This is a genomic window from Nitrospirota bacterium (assembly GCA_026387665.1).
Classification (GTDB): Bacteria; Nitrospirota; Nitrospiria; order Nitrospirales; family Nitrospiraceae; genus Palsa-1315.
This window is the reverse complement of record JAPLLG010000008.1, coordinates 150,051-166,177: the sequence shown is the minus strand read 5'-3', so window position 1 is coordinate 166,177 and position 16,127 is coordinate 150,051. Positions and strand designations below refer to the sequence as shown.

The following is a 16,127-nucleotide window of genomic DNA, read 5'->3' as shown; positions in this document are numbered from 1 at the left end:
AATGCCGGCATCGTACCAAAGGGCGCCACAAAAGAAAAAGGGGGAGGCCGTAGCCTCCCCCTTCCCCTGATTCGTCACCTCCTGCGATCGGCAGGACGGTCGATCTTACTTCGCTGAGACTGGGATGATCTGCATCGGTTGCTGAACCGATGCGCTCTTCATCCCGGCGCCCGCTCCATGCAACGGCAGCAGGCGAGTATCGCCGGATGGCAGCACCCGCACATAGCCCCACTGCCCGGACTGGGAGTACGGCAACCGCTGGTTGCTGTACACATAGTCGCCCGGCAAACGGTAAGGACCGCCGGCCGAAGGCAGGAAGGCATCGAGGGTCTCCGAACCGGAGAACTCGACTACGCTGATCATGTCCGCGCCGCGCATGAAGGGCTCGATCGGCCACTCATGTTTCTCGACGCTGAACATGCCGTTCTGCTCATTGCTCGCTCCGATCACATGGATGCGCACCGGATCGCCGGCATGCGCTTCGATGAGCGGAGTGGACGGGTCTTCAGGCTTGTCCGCTTTGCAAGGCTGGAACATCTTGCCCAGCGAGCAACCCTGCTCCTCACGATACTTATACGGTTCCGACCGGTAGTTGACGCCGGTCAAGCCCGCGACATTCTGCACATACGGCATGAAACTCGTGCCGATGATGTTGTCTTCGTCCTGGAAGAACAAGGCCACGTCGCGATAGTTCGGACGCATCTCGTTCCCCGGCACCGAGCGATCGATGATCACATCGGCGGCCCAGGCGTTCTTGTTGCTGATATCGGCGCCAGTCCTGGCATCCCGGTACTTGGATCCCTTCGGACCGACGACCACCGCTCCGAACAACCCGTTGCGCGGGTTGACCATCACGTTGCCCCAGTCCCACACCAACGACGTCGTTTCCCCGTTGAACGGATCCGCGTAATAGGTGTAGGTCCGCTCGGCGCCAGGGACGATCGTCTGATCGCCCGGGTTGTTGCCGACGTTCATGCCCATCGAATCCTTCGGATCGAAAGCCAATCCGATGGCCGAGAAGGACGCCTTGCTCTCCTTCATCTTGTTCTTCAGATGCACTTTGACGCAATCGCCGACGTTCACGCGGAGCGTGAGCGGCATCGGTTGCGCACCGCTCGCCACCTTCGCGGCATCGTCTTCCAAGGCGTAGATCTTGGCCTCGGGGTTGCTGATCTGAATCTTCCGCTCGAAGTCCACTTCGATGGAGTCCGGCGCCTTCGCGTTGAACTTCATCGACGGATAATCCATGGCCACCACGTTGAAACTCTTCACCGGGGCGTCAGCCGGACAGACCGGCAAGGCCTTGGGGATTTCGCCCTTGATGGAGAACCCGGCCGGCAACTTCTTCAAGTCGGCCTGATCCTTGTCGTACACGCGGATGATGCCCCAGCCACCCTCGGAGAACTTCGAGGAACGGCCGTTGAAGTGGATGTAGTCACCCGCTTGCAACCGGGGTCCGCCGGCTTGCGGCACCACGAGGTCATAGCGCTCGGCAATGCCGACGTGCATCGAACTCTTCCGGTTCGCATCGCCTGCATAACGCTCGCTCAAGAACGTATGGCCGGACAGGGTCCAGGTCATCGTCTCGTTCATCAAGGTATGCAACAGCCGGAACACCATCGTGTCGCCGACATACGCCCTCAAGAGCGGCGTGTAGGGATCACCATGGATCTGGCTGTTGAAGGCCTGCGACACATCCGGGTTGGTCGCCAACCGCTGCGCGATCGGTGCCGCCCGGAAATTCAAACCGCTTCCCGTGGTATGGGTCCCACCGTTCAGGAAGGGCATCGGCGTCATATAGAGCTTATCCGGCATCATGAAGGACACGGTCTTCCCCGCTTCGAGCGCCACTTCAATCGGCTGCCCAGGAGGATTGCCCGCGGTCACGATGTTGACGGTGTGCGGCACGGTGTCGTGCAACTGCACCATCAATTCACGGAAGCTGTTGTTCACGCCATGGCCCACCGGCTCGACGGTACGGATGTCCGCGATCGGACCGCTCCGGATCATCTTCCCGGTCTTCGGATCATGGTAGGTCGAGCCAACCGGCTCGGCGATGAAGGTGCCGAACCCGCCGTGCGGCCAGGTGGTCGCACCGAACGCATGGTCGTGCCAGAACACGGTGCCCACGTCCGCATCGACCCAGAACCGCTGACGCACGAACTCCACCGTGACGATATCGTTCGCCGGGTGATCGTGTTTCAAACCACCGGATAAGGTGATCGTGTTACCGCTGATCGCCTTGATCCGTGAGACTTCGTTGCCCTTCACATTGTCGGCGCCGACGAGGATCAGCGTCCCGACGTGGTACTGACGGGCATTCTTCACCGAAATCGAGGTGGCGCCCTTTTTCACCGATGCGGTCATGACCGTGTTCATCGGGACCGGCAGCCCCTTCGTGTTCTTCTTCTCCAACATCGTGAACGGACGCACCGACTGCTCATAGGAGAAACCGGTGATCACGCCGTCAGACGCTTGGTTGTCGAACTGGAGGAAATGCCAGTGGGTATTGATCTTCGACGACTGGAAGTTCGTGTAGTCGTCGTCGTCCCACTCGCTCGTCAGGGTCCAATCCAGGCAATCGTAGATGTTGCCGCGGACGACCAACGGATACTTCAAATCGTCATTGGCCCGGATCGCCGCTTCTTCTTCATGGAGCACGTAGATCAATCCGTTCGGATCGACCACCGCCGGCTCCTTGCCCTGAGCCTTGGCGATCTTGATCGGCAGCTTGATGAAGTGGACGTTGTAGCTCTTCCGTCCCGCATTCTCGGGACAGAGGCTCCAGACGCCGTTCTCACCGGGCTTCGCCTGATCGGTGCTCTCCTCGCCGTTCGCGTCCCGGCGGATCATCTCCAACCAAGGCGCGCCGACGTGGTTCGGGGAGAACATCACCCGGCGGCCGAAATGCGGCGTCAGGTGCGGCCAGGCCACTTTGCCCGTCATCGCCTCGAACATGATCGGATGGCGCTTGCCCGGATGCGTGGACTTGTACTTGGGATTGTCGATCGTGCTCTCGCGCTCGCTCAACGCACGATTGCCGTCCCAGGCCCAATCCAACACGGTCGCGTCATACGAAATGGTCTGGCCCTTCTCGTCATCCTTGTGGCCAGGCTTGCCCATGGTGGGCATCTGCATCGCGACCCAATCCTTGACCGTGATGGTCGCAGGGTTGGTGGTCCAGTTGCTCTTGCCCTTGTCAGTGATCGTGAACTGCTTTCCGAACCAATCGACCGTCTGGCCAACCAGCTTGTCCGACGACACCGGGGTCTTGATCCGGCCCTTGCGGTCCGGCAATTCCTGAAGGTCCGGCATCACGTCGTTCCGGAGGTCGCCCTGCTGGATCGTGTTGTACACGCGCCAGTAGCCCCACATGCCCGCCACATAATGGTGCGCGACGTGGCAATGGAAGAGGAAATCGCCGGCCAATTGCTGACAGAGACCGGAACCGCACTCCGTCTCCAGATCGAGGGCTTCTGAAGGCCCGATCACTTCGACGTCAACCCGGTCCGTCTTGGCGCGAATCACGGGATACTTGACCGGACCGTTCACGGCTGTCGCCCAGAGGTTCATGTCGTCGATCGCCCGCGGGCTGCGCGGCCACCGGATGGTGCCACCATGGGGATGGTGCGAGTGGAAGACTTCCGATCCACCGTGGACCAGGCGGAACTTGGCCGGGTCACCGATGTAGGACCGGGGAATCGTCGGCGACGGATCGCCGAACGTATAGGAGCTGTAGCCCATCGACTCGTCTTCGAAGCCGAAGTACTCGTGCTGCACATGCATGTTGTTGATGCCGAACGGCTCGCTGCGATAGTTGATCGCGCGGCCACCGGGACGGTAGGCATCGGTCAGGGGATCGCGCTGCGGAAGGAAGTCGCCCTTTTTGTTCAACGGACGGAACGCTTCGTCGCCGACTTCGTGGTAGTAGAGCACGAATTCACGGAAGTCAGGACCGGTGCCGTTCTTGATCATGACCTGCCAGCCGCTGGAGGCCGGAGTCACTGCGCCGCTGCCGAGGGCTTCCCAATAGGACGAACCGCGGGGTTCGACGATGAAGGATCCGAACATGCCCATCACCGTCAGCTCACGATCCTGGCTGTAAGTATGGAACTGGCGGACGCCTTCCTGGGTGTTCGGGTGGATGTACCACTCGAACTCGCCGCTCTTCTTTTCTTCGACGATGGAATCGGTATTGGTCGTCGTGGCCGCTGCGCCGGTGGCGCTCACGACCATGCTCGACCCATGGATATGCAAGCTGACCGAGCCGCTGCCCTCTTCCAACTTATTGGAGAGTTTGATCTTGACGCAATCGCCCTGATTAGCGCGGATCGTCAAGGGCTGAATCCACTGAGCCTGCACGCCTGGGATGATGGCTCCGGGATCGAAGCCTTCCTTGTCGCGCGCGGCCTTGTTCGTCGCTTCTTCCGTGCGCACCTTATCCAGGTTCTCGTCCAGCACATACATGTAGCCGGGATAAAAATCGAGCCACTGGTTCAGCGTGATCTCGACGTTGATCGCGGACACATTGTACTGCTTCACCGGGGCCGTAGCCGGGCACTTCCCGCCGCCGGTCAAGGCCACCGGCTCGACCCGGGGATCGGACACGAGGAGCATGTCCTGTCCACCCGCGCCATACTGGTGCATCATAGCAGAGGTGTTGTACATGCCGGTGTTGATGCCCTGCACCTGAGGATCCTGGGCCATGTGGTCCATGATCCGCTGATGCTGCTGTTCAACCATCGCGGAACGCTCGGCCTTGCCGCCCATCGAATCTTCGACGATCGTCTGGCCTTTGAGCTTTTCCGCCCAGCCAGGCAGCTGGTGGTTCATCGCAACGTGTTGCGATGCTGGCGGCCCTATGTGTGAGGGATTCTCAGCGGATGCGAGCGGGGCCCCGAGAAGGGCCACCGCCGCCATCGCGCTAAGCATGCGGGTTGAGACACAAACCCGTAGCGTGTGAAAAAACATGGACCGGCCTCCTTGTTTTTGGTGAGAAAACGACTACGAACTGAAGAAACGATGTATCGCCCGAATAATGAACCGGCCTCCTTGGATGAGGAGTAAAAGAACGAGTAAATTATCAGCTCAGCGACTCATGCGTTCATGCATACAGACTCAGCCTGCCCGCCTCGCGAGAGGACGGTCAGCTTCAAATAATGAGGGGCGAAGATACTGAACTTCCACAGGGACTGTCAACCCCTTTGGACACTCTGCTCCCGGCAAAGTAGCGCAGACTACGTCCCATGCGGTGTTCTGCGGGCCGCCAGAGCATCATTTCATATCGACAAGTGAAATTTTCGCCCTCCGACGTCTGCCCACTGCTTCTTCGATGTACGCGCCTCCATTTCTATGCAATAATTGCTTCCATGATTCTGAAACGTTGGCTCGTCGGCAATCCACTCAAGACTGCGCAAGCCGCCCACCAGCGGCTCTCAAAACGCCTGGCCCTGGCCGTGTTCTCCTCCGACGCCCTCTCGTCGGTCGCCTACGCCACAGAAGAAATTCTCCTGGTCCTCGTGCCGGCCAGTCTGGCCTTCGCGCATTTCTCGATTCCGATCAGCGTCATGATCATCCTCCTGTTGGCGATTTTGACCCTCTCCTACTCCCAGATCATCGTCGAATACCCTGGAGGCGGCGGCGCCTACATCGTCTCAAAATCGAACCTGGGCGAATGGCCGGGCCTGACGGCGGCGGCCTCGCTGATGATCGACTATGTCCTGACCGTCGCGGTCAGCGTGGCAGCCGGCATCGCCGCCATCACCTCCGCCGTCCCCGCGCTCTTTCCCTACCGCACGATACTCGGCGTGGTGGCCATCATCCTCGTGCTCCTAGTCAACCTGCGCGGCGTCCGGGAATCGGGAAAGGTCTTCGCCGTTCCGACCTACATGTTCATCGGGGGCATGCTCCTCATGCTGGCCGCAGGCACCTATCAGCTCCTCTTCGGCCAGCTCACGCCAATCGCCGTGCAAAGCATGGCGACGCAAACCGCAGTCGAGTCGGTGTCGTTGTTTCTCCTGCTCCGCGCCTTTTCATCCGGCTGTACGGCGCTGACCGGCGTAGAAGTGATCTCGAACGGCGTACCGGCCTTTCGCCCCCCGGAGCCGAAGAACGCCGTCATCACGATGATCACCATGGCGCTCGTCCTGGGGACGCTCTTCCTCGGCATCAGTACGATGGCCTATCACTTGGGCGTCCTGCCGAAAGAGGATGAAACCGTCATCTCGCAGGTGGCGCGAGCCATCTTCGGCGAAGGATTCCTCTACTACTTGATCCAGATTTCCACGATGTCGATCTTAGTCCTCGCGGCAAACAGCGCCTTCGCCGGATTTCCGCGACTCGCGTCATTGTTGGCCCGCGACGGCTATATGCCCCACCAGATGGAGCTCATGGGAGACCGCTTGGTGTTCTCCAACGGCATTCTCATCCTGGGCGTCTTTTCCTGCTTCCTCATCATCATGTTCGGCGGCGACACCCACGCGCTGATTCCACTCTATGCCGTCGGCGTCTTCCTCTCGTTCACCCTCTCGCAAGCCGGCATGGTCCGCCGCTGGCTGAGCAAGCGCGGACCCCATTGGCGGAAAAAAATCGTCATTAACGGCATCGGCGCGGTCGCCACGGCCATTGCGACCGCGATCATCGCCAGCACCAAGTTCATGCACGGTGCCTGGATCGTCATCGTGCTGATCCCGATCCTGATCATGATGTTCCGCGGCATTCACGCCCACTACCAAGCGGTCTCCGACCAGATCACGCTCGACCGGCGGGGCAGCCGCCCTCCGATGCCGCGGCGCAATATCGTCATCCTTCCGATCAGCGGGGTGAACCGCGCCGTCATTCGCGCAGTCGACTATGCCCGCAGCAGGCCGGGAGAAGTCCGGGCTGTGTTCGTCGACGTCGACCCGGAAGCCACGGCCCGGCTCAAAATGCAGTGGGCCCAATGGGGCTGCGGCGTCAACCTCGTCGTGCTGCCCTCGCCCTATCGCTCCATCCTGAATTCCCTCCTCGACTACGTCGAGGCGATCCTGGAAAAAGAACCGGACACCTGGGTCACCGTCGTGATTCCCGAAATCCTCCCGGCTCGCTGGTGGCAGAACATCCTGCACAATCAACGGGCCCTCTTGCTCAAAGCTTCGCTCCTGTTCAAAGATCGCGTCATCCTGACCGACGTGCCCTTCCACCTGACGAGGTGAGCGTGGAGAATGCAAAATTGAAAATTAAAAGGGGGAAGTTGGGACTTCACTTTTACATTTTGCCTTTTGCGTTTTGCCTTGCACTGGCGCAGCCGGCCCATGCCTTGAAGATCCTCGAACCGGCTGAGGGGACCAAGCTCACATCGGGGAAGACCGTCACGGCCCGCGTGGACCTCGGCAAAGACTCCGGCATCGTCAAGGTCCGCTACTATTGGTACGGCGAGCAGGACGAGACCCTGGTGGGACAGGAAGATGCGACGGCCACGGGATCGATCATCGCGCCGGTAGCCCTCATCGGACTGGCCGACCAGGATCCCCCGTTCGGAGGGAAGCTCCTCGTCCCCAAGGACAGCATCGGCCCCATGCGCTTGCTGGCAGTCGCAGAAATTTCACGCGGACGACTGGGCACGAGATCCATCTTCGATGAAATCCTCGTGAACGTCGAACCAGCCGCCTCCCTTGCCATCATCGACTTCGAAACGGACAAGCCCTTGCACCTCGGCAGGGCCGGGCAATCCTCCGCCTTCGGCCACGTCGATTCCATGGGGAAAATATTCGAGTTGCCGGTAGTGGGTGAATTCACCGATGGGGTCACCCGCCGGATCAGTACATTGGGCAGCGGCACGAGCTTTCAATCGTCAAACCCCAAAATCATCAAGGTGCTCGCTGGCGGCCTACTCCAGATTGTCGGCAACGGAAAGACAACCGTCACCGTCACCAACCGTGGCAAGCAGGCAACTCTCGATGTCGCAGTCGACGTGAACGAGGAGCCGAACGAGCCTCCGGTCGCGGACGCAGGCCCCAACCAATCAGTCAAATCTGGCACGAAGGTGAAGCTGAGCGGGTTGAAGAGCCGGGATGCGGAAGGCGAAGCCCTCTACTATTCCTGGAGCCAGGTCCGAGGCAGCAAGATCGCCCTGCTGGACGTAAATAACGCCGAAGCCTCCTTCCTCGCTCCGACCGTGTCGGAGAAGCGGACCTATCGGTTTAAGCTGAGGGTGACGGACAAGAAGGGGGCGGATAGTGTGCCTGCGTTCGTGGATGTGACCGTCGAGCCGTGACGGCTGCTGAAAAAGACCCCCAGCATCGTTCTCAGTCCTGTGTCTCCCTGCGACGTACCCTCCGGGTACGCCTCAGTCGCCCCACTCCTTGCGGCCTTGCTGGATGGCCTTTTTAAGCAGCCTGTTTTTGACCACAAGACGCGGGACACTGCTCTCGACAATTAACCTGATGGCTCACATCTATTTTTCAAAAGGCTGAAACCATGCTCCCTACTGCCTTCACTGATCGTCTTAGTCAAATGATGGGCGTAAAGATGGAAGAAATCGCTCAGGAAACACAGGAGGCGTTTTCCAGAGACAGTGCGGAAGCCGCCAGCAGGGGATTGATTCATTCAAGTAATACTCTAGGCCTTTATCAACGAAGACGAGTTCAACAGATAGATAAGCGCGTGAAAGCTGTCCTCGAATGCCAAAAACGTCTCATCTCCGCCGTGCGCCTTCCATTCAGCGAGACCTTGGCTTCTGAGCTTAAGGCACAGTCAGAGGAATGGGTAACGCCTGAGTGGTGCGAGCAATCTGTGCAGTCCGACCCCGACTTGGGCTTGATAAAAGACTACAAAACTAGCTTTCGAGAAGAAACCCTGCAAGCCAGAAACAGCGCCCTGAGAAAAGCCTCCATTGAAATTGACCTCCTTCTCGATGAGTTGCGCCCACAGTCAACCACTCAGGCTCCAGTGAACGCTAAGGAATTGGACCAAAAATTCAAGATCCTTTTGAGCCCTGACCAGGTCAAGAAAGACTTCAATGAGTGGACAGAGAAGCTAGGCCCAGTCAACGGACACATCGCTGTTCTTTTTATCGACCTCGATAAATTCAAAGCACTGAACACGAAATACACTGAGCCAAGAATTGACCAAGACTTCCTACCCGACGCGATGAACCTTGTAGAAAGCTTCGTCCGGGTCCGAGGAGAAGCGGCGAAACATGGAGGAGACGAGTACGTCGTTATCCTTCCGAACCATGATGCGACAGATGCTGTAGCGTTTTCCGAGAAGCTTCGCCGAGCATTTGAACAACACAAATTTGTAGTAGCTGGGGATGACGTTCGAATTACCGTGTCGATCGGTGTGGGCTTGTGGCCACTTCATGGATCGAATTATGAAGAAGTGCTCACGAAATCGAGTGCCGCAAAGCAAACTGCCAAGGCTGATCGCAATAAGGTTGTTCTTGCTCAAGCTGTCTCGGAACAAGTACTTCCTCTCCCGAAAAGCGGGCTATCCCCTGCAGGACAAACGCTCGCTCTGTTTCTGAACCAACGGTCCCAGGCAGCCGAAGAAGCAGATCCCATACTTGGGCCTGAGATAATCTTGGCTAACGGACAGCTCACAGAGGAAGAACTAACGATTGCGGCAGACGAACTACATGCACGTGGCTGGCTCACGACCGATGTCGACGGAAGCAAGATCGGTTTTCGCTATATCCAGCCAACTCCTTTTCTTTTCTTTGAAACTGATCCGGATCTGAGAGGATGGGATCCTCGCCAGGATGCGAAAACGGTAGCAGTGGTTGCCGTCGGGTTGGGGAAAGAATCACTTTCGCCTCGGGAAATTGGCGAGAAACTCGGATGGGAGCCTCGGCGCCTTAACCCAGCTATGAGTTGGCTCGAAAATCGAGGTTTTGCAAAACTCTATAGTGCAATGGGTGCATCGCCCTATCGATTCACCGGGATGTTCATTACGCCTTCAACCCGCCGCCTAGCCTCGGAGACCTAAATCGTTTTCAGAGGCTATGCCTTGCTCAGTCGCATTGGCCCGTAGATTTCCCTGGCTTGCTGGAGCTCCTTCACATGTTTGCGGAGGGCTGGGCCGAACTTGGAGGCGAGGACGGCTTTTCTGTGGGGCTCGATGTTCTGTTCGACCTGCTCGATGGTTTGGGCCAACTGTTCGACCAGCTGCTTACCTGAGCCTGTGAGCCACTTGAGATGCCAGCTGGCATATTCCAAATCATGGATCGAGTAGCGAACCGATTCCACTTCTTCGAGACAACGAAACCTGGCTCGCTGCAGATCTTTCTCAGTGAGGCCTGCCCTCTTCCACCTGGTCGATCCACCCACCCCCGAGGCCCAGATTGAGAGCCGCTCGAAGAGCATCGCCCCCATCGTAAAGGTGAAGGCCGCGTGGAGAATGCCTCTGAACGGACGGAGGCTGCGGCGCCAGGGGGAATAAAAGACTTGCTGGTTGCGATCCCCCTGATACATGACGTACTTGCGCAACAACAGATTCAGGTGGTGATGGCTGTTCTCATGGATCAAGTCGTCAACCAGGTCGAGGTTGTCCCGGTCGAAACAGTTGATAAACGACAAGCCAGGCCTGTGGCGATAGCTGAAGCTCACCACGCCCTTGGCCTTGAGCGGCACGATCCGCGAGGTCAAAAGCGCGAGCACCTCATGCCCTTCCGGCCAGGCCTCTTGAATGATGGTCCAAGCTCGATTGATTCGCTTCACTTGCCCAGCTGACGTGGCGGCCACGGTCTTGGGCTGGCGGTCCTTCCCATAGACGAGCGTTGGCCCGACTGTGATGGCTCCTGCCTGCGTCTCGATGGCCACGACCGGCGGCCGGTGCGTCCAGCTCCAATCCAACCGGTGGCCTCTCATGGTGCAGAGAGGCGTCACGGTTCGTCCGATCTTCACGGACAACTCATGCGGACGAATGAGAAGAGTCGCCAGGCTGGAGGATTGTTTGAGGGCTCGTTTTACCGCGGGGGGCGCCTCGTAACTTCCGCCATCCAGCCCTATGGCCATTGCGCCCAACAGCTCTGCCCTCTCGACATTGCCTCCGAACTGGACTGCGACGTTCCAGGAGGCAATCTTGTGAGCCTCGCACCAGAGCATCGGAAGGCCCGGCACGAGACAGAGCGACTCCTGCGTCAGCTCCTGCGTCAGCCTCTTGCACAGTTGACTCAGCCTCCGTTCGAGTCCCGAGGACTGGGCAACCCCTCGCGGAAACAGATCCTCCAGATAACTGTTCTCGAAAAATTTCTCCTGACATTCGGCAAATAACTGAGCCGCGAACTCGCGCGTATCCTGCTCCTCTCGAATCTGCTGTAATAAATCGATGAAATAAACCAGGTCGTTCAACGCTTCGATCCAGCCGACCACTTTCCAGTGGGCATAGGCATCCCGTTCGAGCGACCGCCCGAGATACCGGAAGTAGGCCACCGGCAAGGCCAAGGACGTCGCAACGTCGGCATATTGGTTTTCCAGATCCAGACAGAGATCGCCCAGGAGCCGCTTCATCGACAGGCGAAATTCTCCTTGCAGGCGAACGAGCAGGGACACATCGAGTAACGGCATGGACACACAGGCTCCAGGGTGAAGGAGTCAGACTGTACCGGAGGAGAGAGCCCGCTGCAAGAATAGATCAGAGCCAGGTATGGCGCGATGGCTTGCGTGTTTTATCGGTGAATCGTACAGTGCAGGGATTCGCCTCAATAGCAGGCTGCGGAAAAATTCGGCGAACACGAAAAATACGGGTGACATGCTCTCTATGACATGGAGGCCTCAATCGCCCTCAGGATGCTCAAAAAGACCGTCCAGCAAGGCCGCAGCGAGCGAAGAGGCGAGGCGTACCCTTGTGGTACGTTGAGCTTCTTCGTGAAGCGAGAACGCCGCTGGCGGCCTTTTTCAGCATCCTGATAGAGCAGCCGACCGGAGACGCATCGTGGCACTAACCGCAGCAGAAATTGGAGAGGTGGTGGCTGAACTGGCCCCGGCCTTGGCCGAAGGCTGGATTCAAAAGATCCAGCAGCCGACGGATTGCACCATTCTGCTGGAAGTCCGCACGCCAGGACGGACGCACCGGCTCCTCCTCTCCTGCCACCCGGACAGCGCCCGCCTCCACTTCACCACGGAAGCCCTTCAGAATCCACCGACGCCGCCGCCCTTCTGCCAATTTCTCCGCGCCCATCTGCAAGGAGCGAGAATCGACAAGATCGAACAGGTTCACGGGGACCGGATCGTCCACCTTGCCCTGAGCACGAAGGAAGGTCCCTGTACGTTGGTCGCAGAGCTGACAGGAAAAACCTCGAATTTCCTTGTGCTCGATGAGACAGGCCTGATCCGGCGAGACCTAAATGGGACCAAAGACCTGGTGGGACAGCTCTATGTTGCGCCAGCCCTCCCTCACCGGGACAAGCCTGCCGCAGCCCTGTCTCGATTCAGCCAGGATAGCCAGGAATCGCTATTCCCCCTCTCCGCTGCCATCGAGGCCCATTACCACAAGGCCGAAGCCACGTCGGTCGTTCAGACCGCACAGAACGCCAGGGCCGGGATACTCAGAAAATCCATCAAGAAGCTCCGCCGCCGCATCGAGGCCTGGCACGAAGACCTCGCGAAGGCAGAAAAATACAAAACCTATGCCCGCTACGGCGAGCTCATCAAGGCAAACCTCGGAGCCATCCGCAGGGGTCAAACCGATGTCACCCTGGTGGATTATTTCAATGAGGAGCTGCCCAGCCTGACGATCCCCCTCGACCAGACCAAAACTCCCCAGGGCAATATGGACGACTACTTCAAGAAACACCGGAAGCACCTGGCGGCAGAGCGGGAGCTACGGCCTCGCATCGCAGAGGGAGAAAATGAGTTGGCTACGCTGCAGCAAGAGTTGACCTCTATTGAGCAGGAAACCTGGCAGCCTCCGGATCGCACGCATCCGGTCCTGCGAGCCAGAATCCTCGCGCGGACAGAAAAGGGAAAGGGCAAGCAGGAACAGCGGCAGGGTCCATTCCGCCGCTTCACCTCGTCAGACGGGCTGACGATTTATGTCGGAAAAAATGCACGAGAGAACGACGAGCTGACGTTTGGCTTGGCCAAGAGCGACGACCTCTGGCTCCATGCCCGTGGCACGCCAGGCTCCCATGTGGTGGTGCGTCTCGAAAAAGGAGCGGAGATACCCCCGGAAACCCTCCGCGATGCGGCGACGTTAGCCCTGCTCTACAGCGACCTCAAGAAAAGCGGAAAGGGCGACGTCATCTATACCCGCCGCAAGTGGGTCAAGAAAGCGAAGGGGCAGGCGCCTGGCGCCGTGACGGTCACTCAAGAGAAGTCCCTGTTTGTCTCGCTCGACAAGATACGGCTTGCAGGCTTGAAAGAGCGATCAGACGCGCAGTAAGCCAGTCACCACCCCCTTCATCTTTTGCTGGAGCAGCCTACTGATGTTGGGTCATGAACCAGCCGGCGACTGAGAGTCGCCGATGCTCACCTGCGACTTGATCCACCCGACAGACCCGATGGAAACGGGGCACCGTGAACATCACGAGCGAGCCAGGCCTGGGCTCGATACAATGGGTCACCTCAAGGTCGGGCTGATCGGTGGCATGAGCCTTCCGCTTGCGATAGATGATCAACTCTCCGCCCCAATCTGACCGCCATTCGTCATGAAAGTAGCTCACCATCGCGAGACGGCGGCGCGGCGCCGTTGTGCCCTCCATCGCATAACCCTGGTCCGTATCGTTATGGGTCAAGAGACAATCGCCCGACGCGTAGGAGTAGTAGCTGAACCCGACATGGCGGCCGACGATATGAGGGAAAGACTCCATGTAGGATTGAATACAGGGCAACTGCAACCGCGACATCAATCGCTGCCCTTGAGCCCGATCGATTTCAGCCTTGGCCCAGTTTCCGGCATTCGGGAAATCCTCCCGAACCTTCGGCAGATCGGCCAGACTCTTCCAAGCCGCCTGCTGCATCCCCTCGCGGAAGAACTGCCGCTCTTCCTGCGACCAGAAATTTTCGACGACCAGCACGGAATGCTCATGAAAAGAAAATGACGAAAGATCGGCCAACGGGACCGGGCCGGACATCGATTCCATTCGAGTGCTCACCAAACGCCTCCTGACAAATGGGGTCGGATAGGTTTCGCACTCGCCACCTCATCACATCCCGCCACTCAATTGATCGACCAAACTGGCCGCAAAAAGGGGGCTGCTATCATGACGATAACAGCCCCCTTCACTTTCTCGCGTAACAACTAGTAACGATCGCGCTTGCCGCCACCCGCGCCGCCACGGCCACCGCCGCCACCAAATCCACCGCCGCCGCCAGTACGAGGCTCCTGGGGCCGCGCTTCATTGACAGTCAAGGTCCGGCCACCCATCTCTGCGCCGTTGAGAGCGGCAACCGCCGCCTGTGCTTCTGCATCCGAAGACATCTCAACGAAGCCGAAGCCGCGTGACTGTCCCGTGAACTTATCCGTAATGATCCGCGCTGAAGCGACGGCACCATGTCGCCCGAACAGATCACTCAACTCCTGCTCGGTCGCCGAATAGGGCAACCCACCAACATAGATCTTTGAACCCATCTGGGGTTCCTCCTTTGAGTATGATGACATTGTCTTGGGCTCGAGGGACGGGGGAAGGAGCGGGCCAAAGACGCAAAGGACGTGGCGACTTAGGTCTGACTTCCGACGAGATTCTCGGGCAAGGCAACATCGATGCTGCAGGCCTGTTTATTTCGCGCCACCTTACCGCCAGGCCCCTGCGAGAAGGTAAGCATAGGCTAGCATAGCCTTCTTGAAAATGGCAATCCGCCACGAGCAGGATGTCAACCCAATTTAGAAATGTCCGCTTTCTCCCCAAGTAGAAATGTCCGGTTTAAGGTTGCGCGGCGGCCGGTCGCTTGCTGGCGATTGTCCCGTAGCCATTCCATGGATGAGTGGCTCGAGGCTTGACGGGCGGCCGCGGCAGCTTGCGTGTCTCCGGCTCCGCCGTCTTGCAGGGCCGCGCGGCAATGGCTTGATACGTGAGCGGCCGGCCATGGTGGGTCATCCGCATCGTCCCATCGAGCCGTTCTTCCACCTGCACCTGGGTCGCCCGAATATGGTCGCGGATCTGATAGAGCTGCCCGTGATGGGCCACGGTCCAATCGCGGCGCAGGACACGCAGAGTCTTGAGGCACAGGCTCCGGTCCAGGGCGCGGCACGTCGGACGGGGCCGATGGAGATCGGCGGGCTGCGCGGGCGAGACCGCAAACTGCTGGTTGTAGCGCGGGAGCCAGGTCTCCAGAAACTGATTGGCCGCCTCAAGCGTGGCCAGGCCCGCCAGGCGTAGGTCTTTGACCAGGCGATCCTGCAGGGTCTTGAACAGCCGCTCGACGCGGCCCTTGGCCTGCGGGGAGTGGGCATGCATCACTGTCACCCCCAACTCGGCGAGCGCTCGCTCAAACTGACTGTGCGGCGGGCGATCAGCTAATTGCTCCTCGACGGTCGGCGCGGCCGGCGACTTGTAGGTCGTATGCTGGTCCGTGTAGAGCGCGAGCGGCAGGCCATAGTGCGTGACGTAGCGACGGAAGCTATCCAGTGCGGGGATCGTGCCTTCATAGGCGTAGAACCGGGCAAAGACCTGACTGCTCGCATCGTCGATGTAGGCCATCAGCACACACCGGGGTCCCCGTCCCTCGAACCAGTCATGATGCGAGCCGTCCACCTGTACCAGTTCGCCCCGGTGCGTTTTCCGGGCCCGCCACGCCCGATGCGGTTGCTTCCGCCGCTGGAAGTGTGTGACCCCGGCGGCCCGGAGCCAGCCGCGTAACGTTTCGGCGCTGAGGGGGAGGCCGTGTCGCTCGGCCAGCTTCTCCGCCGCGAGGGTGGGGCCAAAATCGCCGTAGTGCGTCGCGTACAGCCGAAGGGCCCGGACTTTCAGGGCGGGCCGGTATTGTCGGTGTGAGGGCGTGCCTCGGCTTCGATGCACGAGGCCCATGTCCCCCTCCGCTCGGACCCGCTGGACCAGCCGCCGGACCTGCCGCGTCGTCAGCCCCAAGATCTCGCCCGCCTCCCGCTGCCGTAATGCCTTGGCCATCACTTGCCGAATGACATGCACCCGCTTCAACTCTGTCACGCGCATCTGCACCGTGTCCTCTCCAACCATGCTGCCCTCCCTC

9 protein-coding genes are annotated in these 16,127 nt (G+C 59.3%); 4 read left to right on the top strand and 5 right to left on the bottom strand.

What is annotated here, in order from left to right; translation table 11 throughout:
• Positions 1 to 105: 105 nt before the first annotated feature.
• Positions 106 to 4,971 (bottom strand): multicopper oxidase domain-containing protein, encoded by a 4,866-nt coding sequence (locus tag NT179_08145; protein ID MCX5721982.1) that lies wholly within the window; start codon positions 4,969 to 4,971, stop codon positions 106 to 108.
• A 398-nt stretch (positions 4,972 to 5,369) separates the two neighbouring features.
• Here NT179_08145 and NT179_08140 point away from each other — a divergent pair, with 398 nt between their 5' ends.
• The 3 genes from NT179_08140 to NT179_08130 all read left to right on the top strand — a co-directional run bounded on the left by NT179_08140 (position 5,370) and on the right by NT179_08130 (position 9,966).
• The gene (locus NT179_08140; GenBank protein ID MCX5721981.1) at positions 5,370 to 7,193 is read left to right on the top strand and encodes an APC family permease; all 1,824 of its coding nucleotides are present in this window, start codon (positions 5,370 to 5,372) and stop codon (positions 7,191 to 7,193) included.
• Between the two features lie 2 nt (positions 7,194 to 7,195).
• Positions 7,196 to 8,254 (top strand): PKD domain-containing protein, encoded by a 1,059-nt coding sequence (locus NT179_08135; protein MCX5721980.1) that lies wholly within the window; start codon positions 7,196 to 7,198, stop codon positions 8,252 to 8,254.
• Between the two features lie 203 nt (positions 8,255 to 8,457).
• A complete protein-coding gene (locus NT179_08130; GenBank protein ID MCX5721979.1) occupies positions 8,458 to 9,966 on the top strand; it encodes a GGDEF domain-containing protein in 1,509 nt (502 codons plus the stop codon).
• Positions 9,967 to 9,980: 14 nt separating this feature from the next.
• On the opposite strand, the gene NT179_08125 is transcribed toward NT179_08130, so the two are convergent.
• Complete coding sequence (locus tag NT179_08125; GenBank protein MCX5721978.1) at positions 9,981 to 11,546, bottom strand: HEXXH motif-containing putative peptide modification protein; 1,566 nt, start codon at positions 11,544 to 11,546, stop codon at positions 9,981 to 9,983.
• 367 nt (positions 11,547 to 11,913) lie between these two features.
• On the opposite strand from NT179_08125, the gene NT179_08120 reads away from it, so the two are divergent.
• Positions 11,914 to 13,362 (top strand): NFACT family protein, encoded by a 1,449-nt coding sequence (locus tag NT179_08120; GenBank protein ID MCX5721977.1) that lies wholly within the window; start codon positions 11,914 to 11,916, stop codon positions 13,360 to 13,362.
• Between the two features lie 37 nt (positions 13,363 to 13,399).
• On the opposite strand, the gene NT179_08115 is transcribed toward NT179_08120, so the two are convergent.
• The 3 genes from NT179_08115 to NT179_08105 form a co-directional block, all read right to left on the bottom strand.
• A complete protein-coding gene (locus tag NT179_08115; GenBank protein MCX5721976.1) occupies positions 13,400 to 14,074 on the bottom strand; it encodes a 2OG-Fe(II) oxygenase in 675 nt (224 codons plus the stop codon).
• Between the two features lie 146 nt (positions 14,075 to 14,220).
• Complete coding sequence (locus NT179_08110; GenBank protein ID MCX5721975.1) at positions 14,221 to 14,550, bottom strand: RNA-binding protein; 330 nt, start codon at positions 14,548 to 14,550, stop codon at positions 14,221 to 14,223.
• Between the two features lie 292 nt (positions 14,551 to 14,842).
• Entirely contained in the window at positions 14,843 to 16,114 is a 1,272-nt protein-coding gene (locus NT179_08105) for an ISNCY family transposase (protein ID MCX5721974.1), read from the bottom strand.
• Between the last annotated feature and the right edge of the window lie 13 nt (positions 16,115 to 16,127).